General features: G+C 69.3%; 12 protein-coding genes. 7 read left to right on the top strand and 5 right to left on the bottom strand.

Annotated features, from left to right (window positions below; genetic code table 11):
• The first annotated feature begins 1 nt into the window (after nucleotide 1).
• Both ACX9GQ_RS21495 and phnN read left to right on the top strand, forming a co-directional pair.
• The gene (locus ACX9GQ_RS21495; protein ID WP_459631649.1) at nucleotides 2-1,147 is read left to right on the top strand and encodes an alpha-D-ribose 1-methylphosphonate 5-triphosphate diphosphatase; all 1,146 of its coding nucleotides are present in this window, start codon (nucleotides 2-4) and stop codon (nucleotides 1,145-1,147) included.
• On the top strand, nucleotides 1,137-1,742 hold the full coding sequence (gene phnN, locus ACX9GQ_RS21490; protein ID WP_459631648.1) for a phosphonate metabolism protein/1,5-bisphosphokinase (PRPP-forming) PhnN: 606 nt from the start codon (nucleotides 1,137-1,139) through the stop codon (nucleotides 1,740-1,742). Before ACX9GQ_RS21495 ends, phnN begins: the two co-directional genes overlap by 11 nt.
• On the opposite strand, the gene ACX9GQ_RS21485 is transcribed toward phnN, so the two are convergent.
• Together ACX9GQ_RS21485 and ACX9GQ_RS21480 are read right to left on the bottom strand one after the other, a co-directional pair.
• Nucleotides 1,687-2,526, bottom strand: coding sequence for a lysophospholipid acyltransferase family protein (locus ACX9GQ_RS21485; RefSeq protein WP_459631647.1), 840 nt, complete (start codon nucleotides 2,524-2,526; stop codon nucleotides 1,687-1,689). The genes phnN and ACX9GQ_RS21485 overlap by 56 nt on opposite strands.
• 137 nt (nucleotides 2,527-2,663) lie before the next feature.
• A complete protein-coding gene (locus ACX9GQ_RS21480; RefSeq protein ID WP_459631646.1) occupies nucleotides 2,664-4,871 on the bottom strand; it encodes an esterase-like activity of phytase family protein in 2,208 nt (735 codons plus the stop codon).
• Between the two features lie 579 nt (nucleotides 4,872-5,450).
• Between ACX9GQ_RS21480 and ACX9GQ_RS21475 the strand changes: the two genes are divergently transcribed.
• From ACX9GQ_RS21475 to ACX9GQ_RS21455, 5 genes are all read left to right on the top strand, one after another.
• A complete protein-coding gene (locus tag ACX9GQ_RS21475) occupies nucleotides 5,451-7,088 on the top strand; it encodes an ABC transporter substrate-binding protein (RefSeq protein ID WP_459631645.1) in 1,638 nt (545 codons plus the stop codon).
• A 71-nt stretch (nucleotides 7,089-7,159) separates the two neighbouring features.
• Nucleotides 7,160-8,203, top strand: a complete 1,044-nt coding sequence (locus tag ACX9GQ_RS21470; protein ID WP_459631644.1) for an ABC transporter ATP-binding protein — start codon at nucleotides 7,160-7,162, stop codon at nucleotides 8,201-8,203.
• On the top strand, nucleotides 8,200-9,189 hold the full coding sequence (locus tag ACX9GQ_RS21465; protein WP_459631643.1) for an ABC transporter ATP-binding protein: 990 nt from the start codon (nucleotides 8,200-8,202) through the stop codon (nucleotides 9,187-9,189). The genes ACX9GQ_RS21470 and ACX9GQ_RS21465 overlap by 4 nt, the downstream gene beginning before the upstream one ends.
• On the top strand, nucleotides 9,189-10,118 hold the full coding sequence (locus ACX9GQ_RS21460) for an ABC transporter permease (protein ID WP_459631642.1): 930 nt from the start codon (nucleotides 9,189-9,191) through the stop codon (nucleotides 10,116-10,118). Before ACX9GQ_RS21465 ends, ACX9GQ_RS21460 begins: the two co-directional genes overlap by 1 nt.
• Nucleotides 10,118-10,984 (top strand): ABC transporter permease, encoded by an 867-nt coding sequence (locus ACX9GQ_RS21455; RefSeq protein WP_459631641.1) that lies wholly within the window; start codon nucleotides 10,118-10,120, stop codon nucleotides 10,982-10,984. Before ACX9GQ_RS21460 ends, ACX9GQ_RS21455 begins: the two co-directional genes overlap by 1 nt.
• Nucleotides 10,985-11,051: 67 nt before the next feature.
• Here ACX9GQ_RS21455 and ACX9GQ_RS21450 read toward each other — a convergent pair whose 3' ends face one another.
• The 3 genes from ACX9GQ_RS21450 to ACX9GQ_RS21440 all read right to left on the bottom strand — a co-directional run bounded on the left by ACX9GQ_RS21450 (nucleotide 11,052) and on the right by ACX9GQ_RS21440 (nucleotide 13,359).
• The gene (locus ACX9GQ_RS21450; RefSeq protein ID WP_459631640.1) at nucleotides 11,052-11,882 is read right to left on the bottom strand and encodes a sugar phosphate isomerase/epimerase family protein; all 831 of its coding nucleotides are present in this window, start codon (nucleotides 11,880-11,882) and stop codon (nucleotides 11,052-11,054) included.
• 133 nt (nucleotides 11,883-12,015) lie between these two features.
• Nucleotides 12,016-13,020, bottom strand: a complete 1,005-nt coding sequence (locus ACX9GQ_RS21445) for a CorA family divalent cation transporter (protein ID WP_459631639.1) — start codon at nucleotides 13,018-13,020, stop codon at nucleotides 12,016-12,018.
• Between the two features lie 129 nt (nucleotides 13,021-13,149).
• Nucleotides 13,150-13,359: a hypothetical protein gene (locus tag ACX9GQ_RS21440; RefSeq protein WP_459631638.1), complete on the bottom strand. Its 210-nt coding sequence runs from the start codon at nucleotides 13,357-13,359 to the stop codon at nucleotides 13,150-13,152.
• Between the last annotated feature and the right edge of the window lie 45 nt (nucleotides 13,360-13,404).

Genomic DNA, 13,404 nt, shown 5'->3' with positions numbered 1-13,404 from the left:
CATGGATCCCAAGACCTTCGTCATCGAGAATGCCCGGCTGATCCTGCGCGACCGCATCGTTGAGAGCGGCTGGCTCGCGGTCGACGATGGCCGGATCACCGAGGTGGGAGAGGGTCGCGCGCCGGAGCGCGGCCTCGACGCGGGCGGGGATCTGCTGGGACCGGGTCTCGTAGAGCTGCACACGGACCACCTGGAGCAGCACTACCAACCGCGCCCGGCCGTGAAGTGGCCTGCCGTCTCGGCCGTGCTGGCCTATGATGCCCAGATCGCGGCATCCGGCATAACCACGGTCTTCGACTCCCTGCGCGCGGGAACGGAGGGACGCCGCGACGCCGTCTCCGCAGGGCTGCAGACGCTGGCGGATGCGTTGGCCGAGGCGCGGGCGCGCGGCCTGATGCGGGCCGACCACCTGACGCACCTGCGTTGCGAGATCTGTGCGGAGGACGTGCTCGACGCCACGGCCGGCTTCCTCTCGCGCTGGCCTGTGCACCTGATCTCGCTGATGGACCATACGCCCGGCCAGCGGCAGTTCCAGGACATCGAGAAGTTCCTGATCTACTACCGCGGCAAGACTGCGATGAGCGAGGAGCAGCTTCAGGAGCTGGTGGCGCAGCGCCTGGAGGCGAACCGGCTGCGGGGTGAGCCCAACAGGCGGGCATTGGTCGACATGGCGAAGACGCATGGCATCGCGCTCGCCAGCCACGACGACGCCACGCCCGAGCATGTCGCCGAGTCCCTCGCGGACGGTGTCGCAATCGCCGAGTTCCCGACGACGATCGAGGCGGCGCGTGCGTCCCACGATGCCGGGATTGCCGTGCTGATGGGCGCGCCCAACCTCGTGCGCGGGGGATCGCATTCCGGCAACGTCGCGGCCGAGACGCTGGCGCGCGAGGGCACGCTCGACATCTTCTCGTCGGACTACGTGCCGGCCAGCCTCCTGCACGCCGCGCTCGACCTCAACCGTCGCGTTCCCGAGATCCGGCTGCCAGACGCCTTTGCCACGGTGACCGACAATCCGGCTCGTGCCGCCGGGCTCAACGACCGCGGACGCCTGGCGCCGGGGCTGAGGGCCGACCTCGTGTGCTTCCGGGACGGCGAGACGCCCGCCGTCCGCGCCGTATGGACGGCAGGGCGCCGTGTCGTCTGAAGGCAGCACGGGCGAGCCGCGCGGTCCGGGACCGCTGGTTCTGGTCGTCGGTCCGAGCGGTGCCGGCAAGGATACCCTGCTGGAGGGCGCCCGCGCCCTGCTGCACGATCGGCCCGACATCGTCTTCGCGCGACGGGTGGTGACCCGGCCCGGCAGCGCAAGCGAGGACCACGACACTCTGACGCCGGAGGCCTTCGCCGCCGTACGATCGAACGGCGGGTTCAGTCTGTGGTGGAGCGCCCACGGGCTCGACTACGGCATTCCGGCCAACTACGCGGACGAGGTGTCGCGGGGTCGGTGCGTCGTTGCCAACGGGTCCCGGGCCATGATCGGCGCGGCGCGAGCAGCCTTCCGTCGCACGGTGTGCGTGCTGATCACCGCACCGGCGGAGGTCCTCTCGGCCCGCCTGGCGGCACGAGCCCGACGCGACGACGTCGCCTCCCGGCTTGCCCGGACGGCAGCGCTCGACGGCACCGCCGCCGACCATGTCATCGAGAACACCGGCACCCCGGAAGAGGGTTCCCGGCGGCTTGCTGCGGTCATCCGGAGCGTGCGGGACGAGGCGACCTCGCCGTTTCCCTTGTGGGGACCCTGACGGAGGGGGGATCGTCCGCGAGGCCGTAGGTAACGTCCCGCAGATGCGCGCACAGGGCGGCGCGGTCCGTGATGCGGGCGACGTCCGCGAACGGGATCAGAGGGCCAATCGTGACATCGACCGGCGTGTCGATCCGGTCCCGCACCTCCTTGAAGAGGAGCGAGAGCCGCAACGTCTGGCTGACGTGGCTGGCGATCTGGAAGAGGCGGCTGTTCTGCCCGTGGAAGAAGACGGGCAGAACCGGACAGCGGTGACGCTGGACGAGCTGCGCGACGAAGGGCTGCCACGGCGCGTCCTGCGCCGCGAGGCGGCCCCAGCGATCAGGCGACGTCGAGACGCCGCCCGCCGGGAACACGAGGACCAGGCCTCCCGTGGCCAGATGAGCGTGCGCCAACCGACGCGATTCGATGTTCGTCGCCATCGCCTCGCGCGTTCCGGAGAAGTCGACGGGCAGAAGCCACGACCGCACCTCGGGTGCACGGTAGAGCACGGCGTTGGTGAGGATGCGGAAGTCAGGCCGGACCTGGCTCGCGAGCCAGCCGAGCACGATGCCGTCGAGCACGCCGTAGGGATGGTTCGCGACGACCACCGCAGGCCCCGAGGCCGGGAGCTGGTGTAACCGTTCCCGTTCGAAGCGAACATGGAGGCGCAGGCGCCGCACCGCGCCGCTCCAGAACGCCTCGGCTCCCGACGTCCTCTGGAAGTCCCTGTAGAGCCGCGCGAGCTGCGGCTGCCCCGTCATCACCTCGATCGACCGCACCAGGCCCCGCTGGAGTAGCGGCATGGTTGGGTCTGCGTAGCTGAAGGCTGTCACGGACTGTGCCCCTCCGACACGTTCGCACGCCTCGCTTGTGTGCGAGTCGCGCGACGGTGCCGTGACGAGGGTCCGCGACAATGGCTGCAGCCGCGGATCCCTGTCGATCAGCGCGTGATGGGTCCCAGCGGAATGAAGCGGGTCTCGCCGGAGGAGCCGTCGACGCCATCGTTGTCGCTGACGACGAAGGCGTTGCCCGCCGCGTCGACCGTGAAGCCCTCGATCTTGTCGAGGACGTAGCCGTTGCCCGCCTTGAGGTCGGGGGCGAGGTCCCTGAGGAGCGACTTGGCGACGACCGGGACGTCCGCCGCGCCGGGCGCGGCCGGCTTCAGACCCTTCACCGAGAACGTGCGCAGCGTCTTCATCGCGGCGTCGCCGAACTGGTTGTCCCGTTCGATGACGACGAAGCGGCCGTCGCCGAGAGCGGTGAGTTCGGACAGCCCGACCCAGCCCTCCTTGGCCGTGTCGAGAGGATAGCGATAGACGCCCCAGGTCTTCGTGGCGGGGACGTAGGACAGGATCTTCACGAAGCCCTTGGGGTCGTCCTTCCACTCACGCTGCACAGCGAGCCACACTGTCTCGTCTGCGCCCGAGCCAGTGACGGCGACGCCCTCGAAGCCGAAGCGGACGGCGTGACGGGCGATCTCGTCGGGAAGCAGGATTTCCTCCTCCACGGAGCCGTCTGCGGCGACGCGCAGCAGGATGTCCTTCAGCGCACCCTCCTTGCGCTCCGGGTTGCCCTCCGAGGCGAGCCAGAACCCGCCGGCAGGGCGGACCGCGATGCCCTCGATGTCATAACCGACAGCCTTGCCGTCCTTGCGCAGGGCGATCGCCTCCGCGATCTGCGCCGGTGCCCGCGACGCATCGACGGCGAGGATGCGGGACGTGGCGTAGGCGCTGTCGGTTACGGCGAAGAGACGTCCCGCCTGCGTCGGGTGGGCCGCCAGTCCGGAGAGCGCACCCCAGCCGATCGCAAGGCCGGCTGCGTCGTTGCCGGACTGGATGGTCGGATAGGAGGCCGTGCCCTCGGCGCGGCGGTAGATCATCACATGGGGGCGGGCGAGGCCGTCGGCGCCGCCGTCCACTTCGCTCGTCACCACGAGCAGGTCTCGCTGGGGCAGCGCGAGGAGGCCCTCGGGGCCGGCGCCGGCCGGCAGCGCGTGGAGCAGTTCCGGCGCCTGGCCCGGTCCCCGGTCGCGGAACACGAAGACGAGCGAGGCGCGCTCGGTGCCGACGAAAAACAGGCGGTCGCTGCCGAAGACGGCGGCTTCGACCCCCTCGGGTTCCGTGCCCTTCGCCCCCGAGCGCCGCTCCGGATAGTGACCGAGCCGTATCGCCGCATGCTCCAGCAGGGTCCCGCTGTCGTACTCGACCGTCCCGTCCTTGCGGAAGATCGTGAAGCCCCGCGATCCGCCCTCGTAGTCGCCTTCGTTGGCGGTGACGAACCGGTCGTCGTCCAGCCACGCGACGCCGTCGGGCTCGCGCTTCACGCCGTCGAGGGAGCCGGTCGGGTCGATGATCCCGTCGCGCTTCGTGTCCACACCCTTGAGCGACACCGCCCCCGCGCTGAAGTGGCGAAGGACCTTTCCGGAGGCGACGTCGATGACGACGAGGTGGTTGTTCTCCTGCAGCGTGAGCACGGCCTCGCCGAGCCGGTTGACGTCGACGAACTCCGGCTCCGGATCCTCCGGGGCGACGACCGCGAGACCGTCGACACCGACGATGCGCAGCGAGCCGCAGTCGGGAACACCGTCGGCATTCAGGGCCAGGACCGACAGGTTGCCGCCGGGCAGTTGCGGCAGCTTGCCCTTGTCCTTGGTCTCGTCCCGTTCGTTCTCGATGGCGATGGCGAGGAATCGCCCGTCGGCCGTGGCCTTGACCGAGTCGGGTTGGCCACCGAGTTCACAGGTGCCGCCCACGGCCTTCCGGTCGAGGTCCACCGTCGCGATGTGCCCGGAGGGCTTGTCCTTCGACGGAGACGTATCGACCGCGACGAGAGCCTTCCGCCCCTGGATGGCGACCGAGGTCGGCTCCCCGGTCAGGGGAATGAAGCCGGCCGGCCTGGGACGGGCAGGGTCAGTGATGTCGATGAGGCCCAGCGCCTTCTGCTCAGCGTCCGTATAGGCCAGCAGATTGCCATCGGCCGTGCCGGCGATGATCTCGGCGACCGTTTTCGACTTAGCATCGCGATCCGCCGGCAGGTTCAGCACGATGGGGAACGACGCGATGCGGTTGAACACCGGCTCGGCGCGGACCGCCGGCACGCTGGCGATCACGACGACCGAGGCCAGCAGGAGGGAAGCGAGGGGGCGCATGGATATCTCCGCGCTGGTTGGATCTACCTCCGCTTGCCTGAGCCCCATGACAACGCGGTGACGTCTGTCGTCCACGCTGTGCCCCTATTCGCGTGAGGGCGGCCGCGTCGCTGCCAATCACCGGACGCGGCGGCCGATCAAACTCATCACTGCTCGGGCGCCATAGGACCTGCGTCCGTCGCGCAGATGTCAATCACCTGTCATCGCGACGTCGAACGGCAGGCCTAGCGTTCCGGTGTCCGGCGAACATGACCCGGGCCGAACTTCAAAGCGCACGGAGGCTGGGCATGATGCGGGTATCGCGTCGATCCATGCTGCGTCTGGCTCCTCGCCGGGACCTCAAGGCCGCGGCACCGTGCCCTCCACGGACATGCGCCGGCCCGATCGGGCCGGCGCGCACCATCCGGCTTCCGATCCGGCGCGTCGTGCCTGTGCAGATCAGCGTCGTACCGCGGACGAACCGGCCGGCGATGCGGATCGCGGCGCCCCCTGCGGCCGTCGCGGTCAGCGTCCCGGTCCAGCTCTGAACATCACGGGCCGGAAAAGTCCGGCCAGCTTCCGCAAACAAGGGGGATCCCCATGACCCAGCTTTCCCGTCGAAGCCTTCTCGCGTCCGGCGCCGGCCTTGCCGGCACGCTCGCCTTGCCGCGCTTCGCCATCGGTCAGGCGGACAATCGGCCGTCGATCACCGTGGCGGTCCAGAAGGTGTCCAACTCGAACACGCTCGACGTCCTGCGCGAGCAGTCGAACGTCGGTGAGCGGGTGTTCTTCTCCTCGCTCTGGGAAGGACTCATCGGGCGCGACTGGCTCGGGGGTCTCAAGAAGATCCCGTTGCTCGCCACCGAATGGCGGCGCATCGACGACCAGACGGTCGAACTGGTGCTGCGTCAGGGCGTGAAGTTCCACAATGGCGAGGAGATGACGGCCGACGACGTCGTGTTCTCCTTTTCGCGCGAGCGGATGTTCGCCGACACGCAGGCGAAGAACCGCTCGACGATCAAGGCCTTCGAGACGATCCCGACCCCGCGCGCGGGCCGCGAACTGCCGCCGGAGGTTCCCGCCACCGCACGCCGCGCGTGGCCTGATCTCCTGAGAGTCGACGCCGTCGACCGCTACACCGTCCGCTTCTACAACGCGACGCCCGACGTCACGCTCGAGGGCCGGCTGTCGCGCTATGGTTCGGAGGTGATGAGCCGCAAGGGGTGGGACAACGCCGCCAGCTATCTGGACTGGGCGCGCAAGCCCGTCACGACCGGCCCCTACAAGGTCGTCGAGTTCAAGCCCGACACGTACCTGATCCTCGAGGCGCACGACGAGTACTGGGGCGGCCGTCCGCCGATCAAGCGGATCCGGTTCGTCGAGGTCCCCGAGGTCGCCAGCCGCGTAAACGGCCTCTTCGCCGGCGAGTACCAGTTCGCCTGCGACATCCCGCCGGACCAGATCCCTGGGATCGAGAAGAGCGGCACGTTCGAGGTGCAGGGCGGCACGATCCTCAACCACCGGCTGACCGTGTTCGACAAGAACCACGCCGTACTCGGCAATCCGCTCGTCCGGCGCGCCATGACCCACTCGATCGACCGGCAGGCGATCGTCGAGAGCCTGTGGGCCGGGCGGACTGTCGTGCCGAGAGGACTGCAGTGGGAGTACTACGACGACATGTTCATCGCGGACTGGGAGGTCCCCGCCTTCGATCCGAAGCTGGCCCAGTCGCTTCTCAAGCAGGCCGGCTACAAGGGCGAACCGATCCCCTACCGGCTGCTCAACAACTACTACACGAACCAGGTCGCGACGGCGCAGATCCTCGTCGAGATGTGGAAGGCCGTGGGGCTGAACGTCCAGATCCAGACGAAGGAGAACTGGACCCAGATCATGGAGCGCGGCGACACCCGCGGCGTTCGCGACTGGTCGAACTCGGCGCCCTTCAACGATCCCGTCTCGTCCCTCGTGGCGCAGCACGGACCCAACGGTCAGCAGCAGCAGATCGGCGAGTGGAGCAACGAGGAGGCGAACAAGCTCTCCGAGATCATGGAGACGTCGACCGACCGCGCCGCCCGGAAGAAGGCGTTCCGCCGCATGCTCGAGATCTGCGAGCGTGAGGACCCCGCCTACACGGTGCTGCACCAGAACGCGACGTTCACGGCCAAGCCGAAGTCGATCCGCTGGAAGACGGCCCCGGCCTTCGCCATGGACTTCCGCCAGGGCAACTTCGGCGCCTGATCGACCCTCACCATTCGGCCGGCCCGTTCCCTCGGGCCGGCTGTTTCTCCATTCGACCCGGGAACCGCGCCATGTCGATCATCCAGCCCGTGCAATTGGAAAAGGCCCTGCCAGCCGCCGTTGCCGCCCCGCCGCTCGTCAGCCTGGAACGCCTGACGGTGTCCTTCGACGACGTGCCGGTGTTGCGGGACGTTGACATCGCCGTGGCCCCAGGAGAGGCGGTCGGGCTGGTGGGCGAGTCGGGATCGGGCAAGTCCGTGACCTGGCTCGCTGCCCTTCGTCTTCTCCCGGCGAAGGCGCGGATCGCCGGCCGAGTGACGCTTCAGGGCCAGGATCTGCTTCGGGCCCCGGAGCGCGCGCTAGACACGGTCCGCGGCGGAAAGATCGCGATGATCTTCCAAGACCCGGCCAGTGCCCTCAACCCGGTCCTGTCGATCCGCCGCCAACTCGTCGAGGCCCTTGCGCTCCATCGCGAGCTCTCCGGCGCGAGCGCCGTCGCGGAGGCGCGGCGGCTGCTCGATCTCGTCGGCATTCCGGACGCCGGGCGGCGGCTTTCGGCCTACCCCCACGAGTTCTCCGGCGGGCAGAACCAGAGGATCATGATCGCGATGGCGCTCGCCGGCCAGCCGGACCTGCTGATCGCCGACGAGCCGACCACGGCGCTTGACGCGACGATCCAGGCGCAGATCCTCGACCTGATCCAGCAGATCCGGCGCGAGACCGGGATGGCGCTGGTCCTGATCAGCCATGACCTCGGCGTCGTATCCGACATCTGCGACCGGGTGTGCGTCATGTATGCCGGGCGCATCGTGGAGGAGGCGCCGGCCGCGCAACTCTTCTCCGCTCCGCGGCACCCCTACACCCGAGGCTTGATCGGCGCCCTGCCGCCGATCGACGGCCCCCGTCGCCGGCTCACGGCGATCCCCGGCACGGTGCCCGACCCACGCCACCTTCCCACGGGCTGCGCCTTCGCAGACCGGTGCGACCGGCGGTCCGAGGCCTGCACGTCAGGATCGCCGAGGCTGTCTCCCGTCGGGGCGGGGCGACGCGCGGCCTGCTTCCATCCCGAATCGCTTCCGGCCGAGCGGCCCGAGCGGGAGCTGTTGCGCGCATGACCAGCGTCCTTCTCAAGGCCGAGGCGATCGCCCGCGTCTACAGCCAGCGGGCGGGCCTCTTCGGCAAGGTCTCCGCCGTGCGGGCCGTCGATGGCGTTTCCTTCACCCTCGGGCGCGGTGAGACGCTCGGGATCGTCGGGGAGTCCGGGTCGGGCAAGTCGACGACGGGCCGCGTCGCCCTCGGTCTCGAGCGACCGGACGAGGGCCAGGTGCTGTTCGCCGGTGAGCCGATGCCGATGCCGGGATCTCCGGAGTGGAGGGCGTTGCGCGCGCGCATGCAGATGATCTTCCAGGACCCGCTCGGCGCCCTCGATCGCCGCCTGCCCGCCAACTTGCAGATCCGCGAGCCGCTCGACATCCACCGGATCGGCAGCATTTCGGACCGCGAGGCGAGGACGGTCGAGCTGCTGCGGTCCGTCGGACTTTCGCTCCAGCAGGGCCGGCGGTACCCGCATGAGCTGTCCGGCGGACAGCGGCAGCGCGTCGTCCTGGCGCGCGCCCTCACAACACGACCCGACCTCCTTGTCTGCGACGAGCCCGTGTCCGCCCTCGACGTGTCGATCCAGGCGCAGGTGGTCAACCTGCTCGTCGACCTGCAGGCCGAACTGGGGATCGCGATGGTCTTCATCAGCCACGACCTGCGCGTGGTCCGGCAGGTCAGCAAGCGCATCGCGGTGATGTATCTCGGCCGGATCGTCGAGGAAGGCGATGCGGAAGATCTCTTCGCCGAGCCCCAGCACCCCTACACGCGCGCGCTGGTGTCGGCCGCGCCCGCTCCCGGGCGAGCCATGAAGGACCGCATCGTCCTGCGCGGCGACCCACCGAACCCTGCCGCCCGGCCGGTGGGCTGCGCGTTCCACCCCCGCTGCCCCGTCGCGGTGGCGCGGTGCCGCACGGAGAGCCCCGCGCTCGCGCCGGCCGCGCCCGGCCGCGCCGTCGCGTGCCATCTCGTCAACCCGGGCGCCGCCCCCGCGGAGGCCGCCTGATGCTGCGTTATCTCGGAATCCGGTCACTGCGCGCCCTCGTCACCATCGCGCTCGTCGTCACCTTCGCCTTCGTGGTGCTGCGGCTGTCGGGCGATCCGGCCCTGATCATCATGGGGCCGGAAGCACCCCCCGAGGTGATCGCCGCGTTTCGCAAGGCGTGGGGCCTCGATGATCCGATCTGGCTCCAGTACGTCCGCTATTTCGGCGCCATCGCGCATGGCGAACTCGGCCGCTCGATGCGCGATGGACGGGACGCCATCGAACTCGTCGCCGAGCGAATCCCGGCCACGCTGGCGCTCACCGTCCCGGCTCTCCTGCTGAAGATCGGCGTGGGCGTGCCGGCGGGGCTCTACGCGGCGCTCCATCGCGGCAGCGCCATCGACCGCGCCGTCATGGCGGCAGCCGTGGCCGGCTTCACCGTCCCGAGCTTCGTCCTCGGCCTCGTCCTGGTGCTCGTGTTCGCCGTGACGCTGGGGTGGCTCCCGTCCGGCGGGCAGGACAGCTGGCGCAGCGCCATCCTGCCGATCCTGACGCTGGGAATCGGGGGAGCCGCGGTGCTGGCCCGATTCACCCGCTCCGCCATGCTGGAGGTGCTGGGGCAGCCCTTCATTCGGACGGCCTCCGCGAAGGGCGTTCCGTGGCGGGCTGTCATTTCGCGCCACGCGCTTCCCAACGCAGCCATTCCCACCGTCACGATCATCGGGTTCATGGTCGGCACGCTCATTGCGGGCGCGGTGGTGGTGGAGAGCGTCTTCTCCTGGCCGGGCGTGGGCCGGCTTCTCGTGGTCGCCGTCGCCAACCGCGACCTCGCCGTCGTGCAGTGCATCCTGCTGCTGATCGCCGCGACCATGGTGACGTCCAACCTCGTCGTCGATTTCCTCTACGGCTTCCTCGATCCGCGCCTGCGCAGCCACGCCGGAGCCCACTGATGTCCGACACGACCGTGCCTGCCGCTCGGGCTGCCTCACAGCCCGTCCGTCATCTCCCGAAGCTCCCGCTGTCGGTCGGCCTCGCCCTGGGCTGGCTCGTCGCGATGGTGGCCGTCGCCGTCCTCGCCGACGTGATCTCGCCGCGCGGCTTCACCGCGATGGACCTGCGCAACCGGCTCGCCGTTCCCGGTCACCCGTCGCACTGGCTCGGCACGGACGAACTGGGCCGCGACGTGCTGTCGAGGCTCATCGCTTCGATCCGGGTGTCGCTCGTGATCGCCTTCGGCGCGACGCTGATCTCGGCCGCCCTCGGCACGCTGCTCGGCTTCCTCGCCGCGCATTTCCGCGGCTGGGTCGAGCAGGTCGTCCTCATGCTGGCCGACTTCCAGGCCAGCATCCCCTTCCTGATCATGGCTCTCGCAGTGCTGGCCTTCTTCGGGAACTCCCTGCCGCTCCTCATCGGCCTCATGGGGCTCTACGGCTGGGAGCGGTACGCGCGGATCGCGCGGGGGCTCGCGGTCTCGGCCGGATCGCAGGGATACGCGGGCGCCGTGCGCCAGCTCGGCGCTTCCCCGCTGCGCATCTACGGGCGCCACATCCTGCCCAACATCGCCTCCACGATCATCGTGTCGATGACCCTCGTCTTCCCCGAGGTCATCCTCCTCGAATCCGGGCTGTCGTTCCTCGGGCTTGGCGTTCAGCCGCCGATGACCAGCCTCGGCAACATGGTCGGCTACGGGCGTGAGTACATCACGCGCGCGCCGTGGATCATGCTCGCGCCCTCCGTCACCATCGTCCTGACCACGCTTGCGGTCTCCGTGCTCGGGGACTGGCTCCGCGACCGCCTCGACCCGACGCTGCGCTAGCTTCCTCGAACGGCAACGGCCGGGCGCATGGCCCGGCCGTTTCTCGGTGACGCGCCGACGCGGATCGTCAGTCCGCCAGCCCGAGGGCCTTGAGATAGGCCGCCGCCTTCGGGACGTCGCGATGATCGCGCAGCTCGAGGACGAGACGCGGCTGGGAGGTCCCGCGCGACAGGGCGCGGAAGACGGACTCCCACAGGATCGTCCCCTCTCCGGGAGACCAATGGCGGTCGGCATAGCCGTCCGTGTCCTGAAGGTGGACGTGCCGCAGGTGATCGCCGGCCGCCGTCACGTAGTAGTCGACGGGCGGGGCGCCGGTCGACACGTGGGCGTAGTGGGCGTGTCCGGTGTCGATGGACACTTTCACGGCGCCGCTGCCGAAGCTCTGCGCGAGGGCGACACGGACGAACGGATCCTTGTCCTCGATGTTCTCGATGACGAGCTCGCAGCCCATGCTCTCCGCGCGCCTGACGACGGGCAGAAGCGTGTCGTGAACCCGCTCGACGACCTTGGCCCGCGCGTCCGCGATCATGTCGAGGTTGTTGTGGTCCCACGTCGTGTAGGGCGAGTGGATCACCATCTGCGTGGCGCCGAGGACGCCGCAGACGTCGAGGCCCTGCATCATCCGCCGGCGGACGGCCGCCCGGATGTCCGGGTCGTGCGAATCGATCTTGAAGCCCCAGAAGGGTCCGTGGATGCCGAGCCGGCCGCGATACCCGTCGAGGATGCGCCGCGCGCGATCCGCGACCGTCTTCCAGTCGCCGTCGAGTGCGGCTGCGACATGGAAGTCCTGAAGTTCGAGATCGCGCGAGCGCTCGAAGATCCAATCGCGATACATGTCCACGAAAGGCAAGGTGAGAGCGGCGCCCACCACGGGGCGGGATGAAGCGGTCGTCGTCATGTTGGCGTCCCTTGGGAGTGGGGATGATGCTGCCGCGGCGACGATCCGTACGCCTGCATCGCAGCAATCGTCTTCTAGCCGGCGGGGATGACACTGCCACGACCGCGTCCCCCGGCGGTCGCGGAATCGTTGCCTAGCGACGGCGCACGAGGAAGCGCAGGAGGAGGTAGACGAGAAGCGCGGCACCCGCGGCTACGGTCGCCGCCCCCCAGAAGCCCCACGGCTGCTCCTCGAAGGGCAATCCCTTCGTGTTCATTCCGAAGAGGCCGGTCACCAGGGTCGCGGGCAGAAAGACCGCGGTCAATAGCGACAGCACGTAGAGCTGCCGGTTGGACTCGGCTGCCATCTTGGCATTGGCCTCATCCTGCAGGAGCCGCGCCCGGTCCTGGGCCGAACCGATCTCCTGGTGGATCGAGTCGAGACGCTGGGCGATCCGCCCGGCCGCCTCCCGGATCTCCGACGGGAGGCGAAAGCCCGGCGCCATCTCGACGCGACGGAACAACGTGACGAGTCGCCCCGACTGGCGGTGAAGAGCCACTGCGCGCCGTCGGACGGAGCCGATCCGGTCTGTGACGTCGATGTCGTCCTGAAGGATTCGGTCCTCGATCCTGTCCACCTCGTGGCCGAGATCCGCCGCGGCCGTATGGAGCAGGTCGGCCTCGTGGTCGACGATGGTTTCGAACAGGTCGAGCGCCGACTCGACGTGGCGGCCGGATGCAACCGCCTGCCGGGTCGCCTCGATGGACCGCAGGGCCTGCCGACGCGCCGTGATGAGAAGGCGCTCGCCGAGGATGAAGCGGAGCTGCGCCGTCTCCTCGGTGCCGCCTTCGAAGTCGAGCCTCAGATCGACGAAAGCACCCGCGATCATGGCCCCCGCCAGCTCGACGCGGTCGTGGACCGCGTGGTCGAGGACGGTCTCCTTCGCTTCGTCGGAGATGCCCTCGACGTCGGCAAGCCACCGTCGCGCGCGGTTGTCGGCAAGGTTGAGGTGGATCCAGAGGAACCCCGTCGACGGGGGCACGTCACCGAGGTCCGCTCGGGTCAGTGCCGTCGGGTGCCCCTCGTCGTCGAGCCGGAAGCCGAAAACGACGCCGGGGAGATCAAGCTCGGTCCACAGGCCTGCAATGTCCCGCGCCATGGATCCGGTCCTGTGTCGGTCGCCCCGCCGGGACCCGCAAGTCTGCTCGACCTCGCCGCGAGCGCAACGATGTCGCGCCGCCTGCCCGCTAGCCGACGACCATGACGATCGGACGACGGCGGCTCGAGACTAGAATCGATCGCGGAGGCGGCTCGACGGGCCTTCGCGATCGAGCCGCTCGATCTCGGCCTTCACCTGCTGCCACGCATCCACGCCGTCGTGATCGTTGCGGGAGCGGCAGTCGTTGACCTTCCGCTGCGCCTGGGTCGCCGCGTTCTGGCGGAACCACGCGCGGCTGGCGCGCGCATAGATCTCGATGGACTGCCGACGCGTGATCATGACGCCTCCGTACGCTGGCAATTCGTTAACATATGTTAAGCTTCG

The organism is Alsobacter sp. R-9 (genome assembly GCF_054612375.1).
This window is presented reverse-complemented; position numbering and strand designations above follow the sequence as displayed.

Excerpts from the sequence above, each read along its gene's own strand:
- ACX9GQ_RS21465 (WP_459631643.1), top strand. The coding sequence starts at position 8,200 with ATGACCAGCGTCCTTCTCAAGGCCGAGGCGATCGCCCGCGTCTACAGC.
- ACX9GQ_RS21480 (WP_459631646.1), bottom strand. The coding sequence starts at position 4,871 with ATGCGCCCCCTCGCTTCCCTCCTGCTGGCCTCGGTCGTCGTGATCGCC.
- ACX9GQ_RS21470 (WP_459631644.1), top strand. The coding sequence starts at position 7,160 with ATGTCGATCATCCAGCCCGTGCAATTGGAAAAGGCCCTGCCAGCCGCC.
- ACX9GQ_RS21460 (WP_459631642.1), top strand. The coding sequence starts at position 9,189 with ATGCTGCGTTATCTCGGAATCCGGTCACTGCGCGCCCTCGTCACCATC.
- ACX9GQ_RS21485 (WP_459631647.1), bottom strand. The coding sequence starts at position 2,526 with ATGCCGCTACTCCAGCGGGGCCTGGTGCGGTCGATCGAGGTGATGACG.
- ACX9GQ_RS21455 (WP_459631641.1), top strand. The coding sequence starts at position 10,118 with ATGTCCGACACGACCGTGCCTGCCGCTCGGGCTGCCTCACAGCCCGTC.
- ACX9GQ_RS21450 (WP_459631640.1), bottom strand. The coding sequence starts at position 11,882 with ATGACGACGACCGCTTCATCCCGCCCCGTGGTGGGCGCCGCTCTCACC.
- ACX9GQ_RS21495 (WP_459631649.1), top strand. The coding sequence starts at position 2 with ATGGATCCCAAGACCTTCGTCATCGAGAATGCCCGGCTGATCCTGCGC.
- ACX9GQ_RS21440 (WP_459631638.1), bottom strand. The coding sequence starts at position 13,359 with ATGATCACGCGTCGGCAGTCCATCGAGATCTATGCGCGCGCCAGCCGC.
- ACX9GQ_RS21475 (WP_459631645.1), top strand. The coding sequence starts at position 5,451 with ATGACCCAGCTTTCCCGTCGAAGCCTTCTCGCGTCCGGCGCCGGCCTT.
- ACX9GQ_RS21445 (WP_459631639.1), bottom strand. The coding sequence starts at position 13,020 with ATGGCGCGGGACATTGCAGGCCTGTGGACCGAGCTTGATCTCCCCGGC.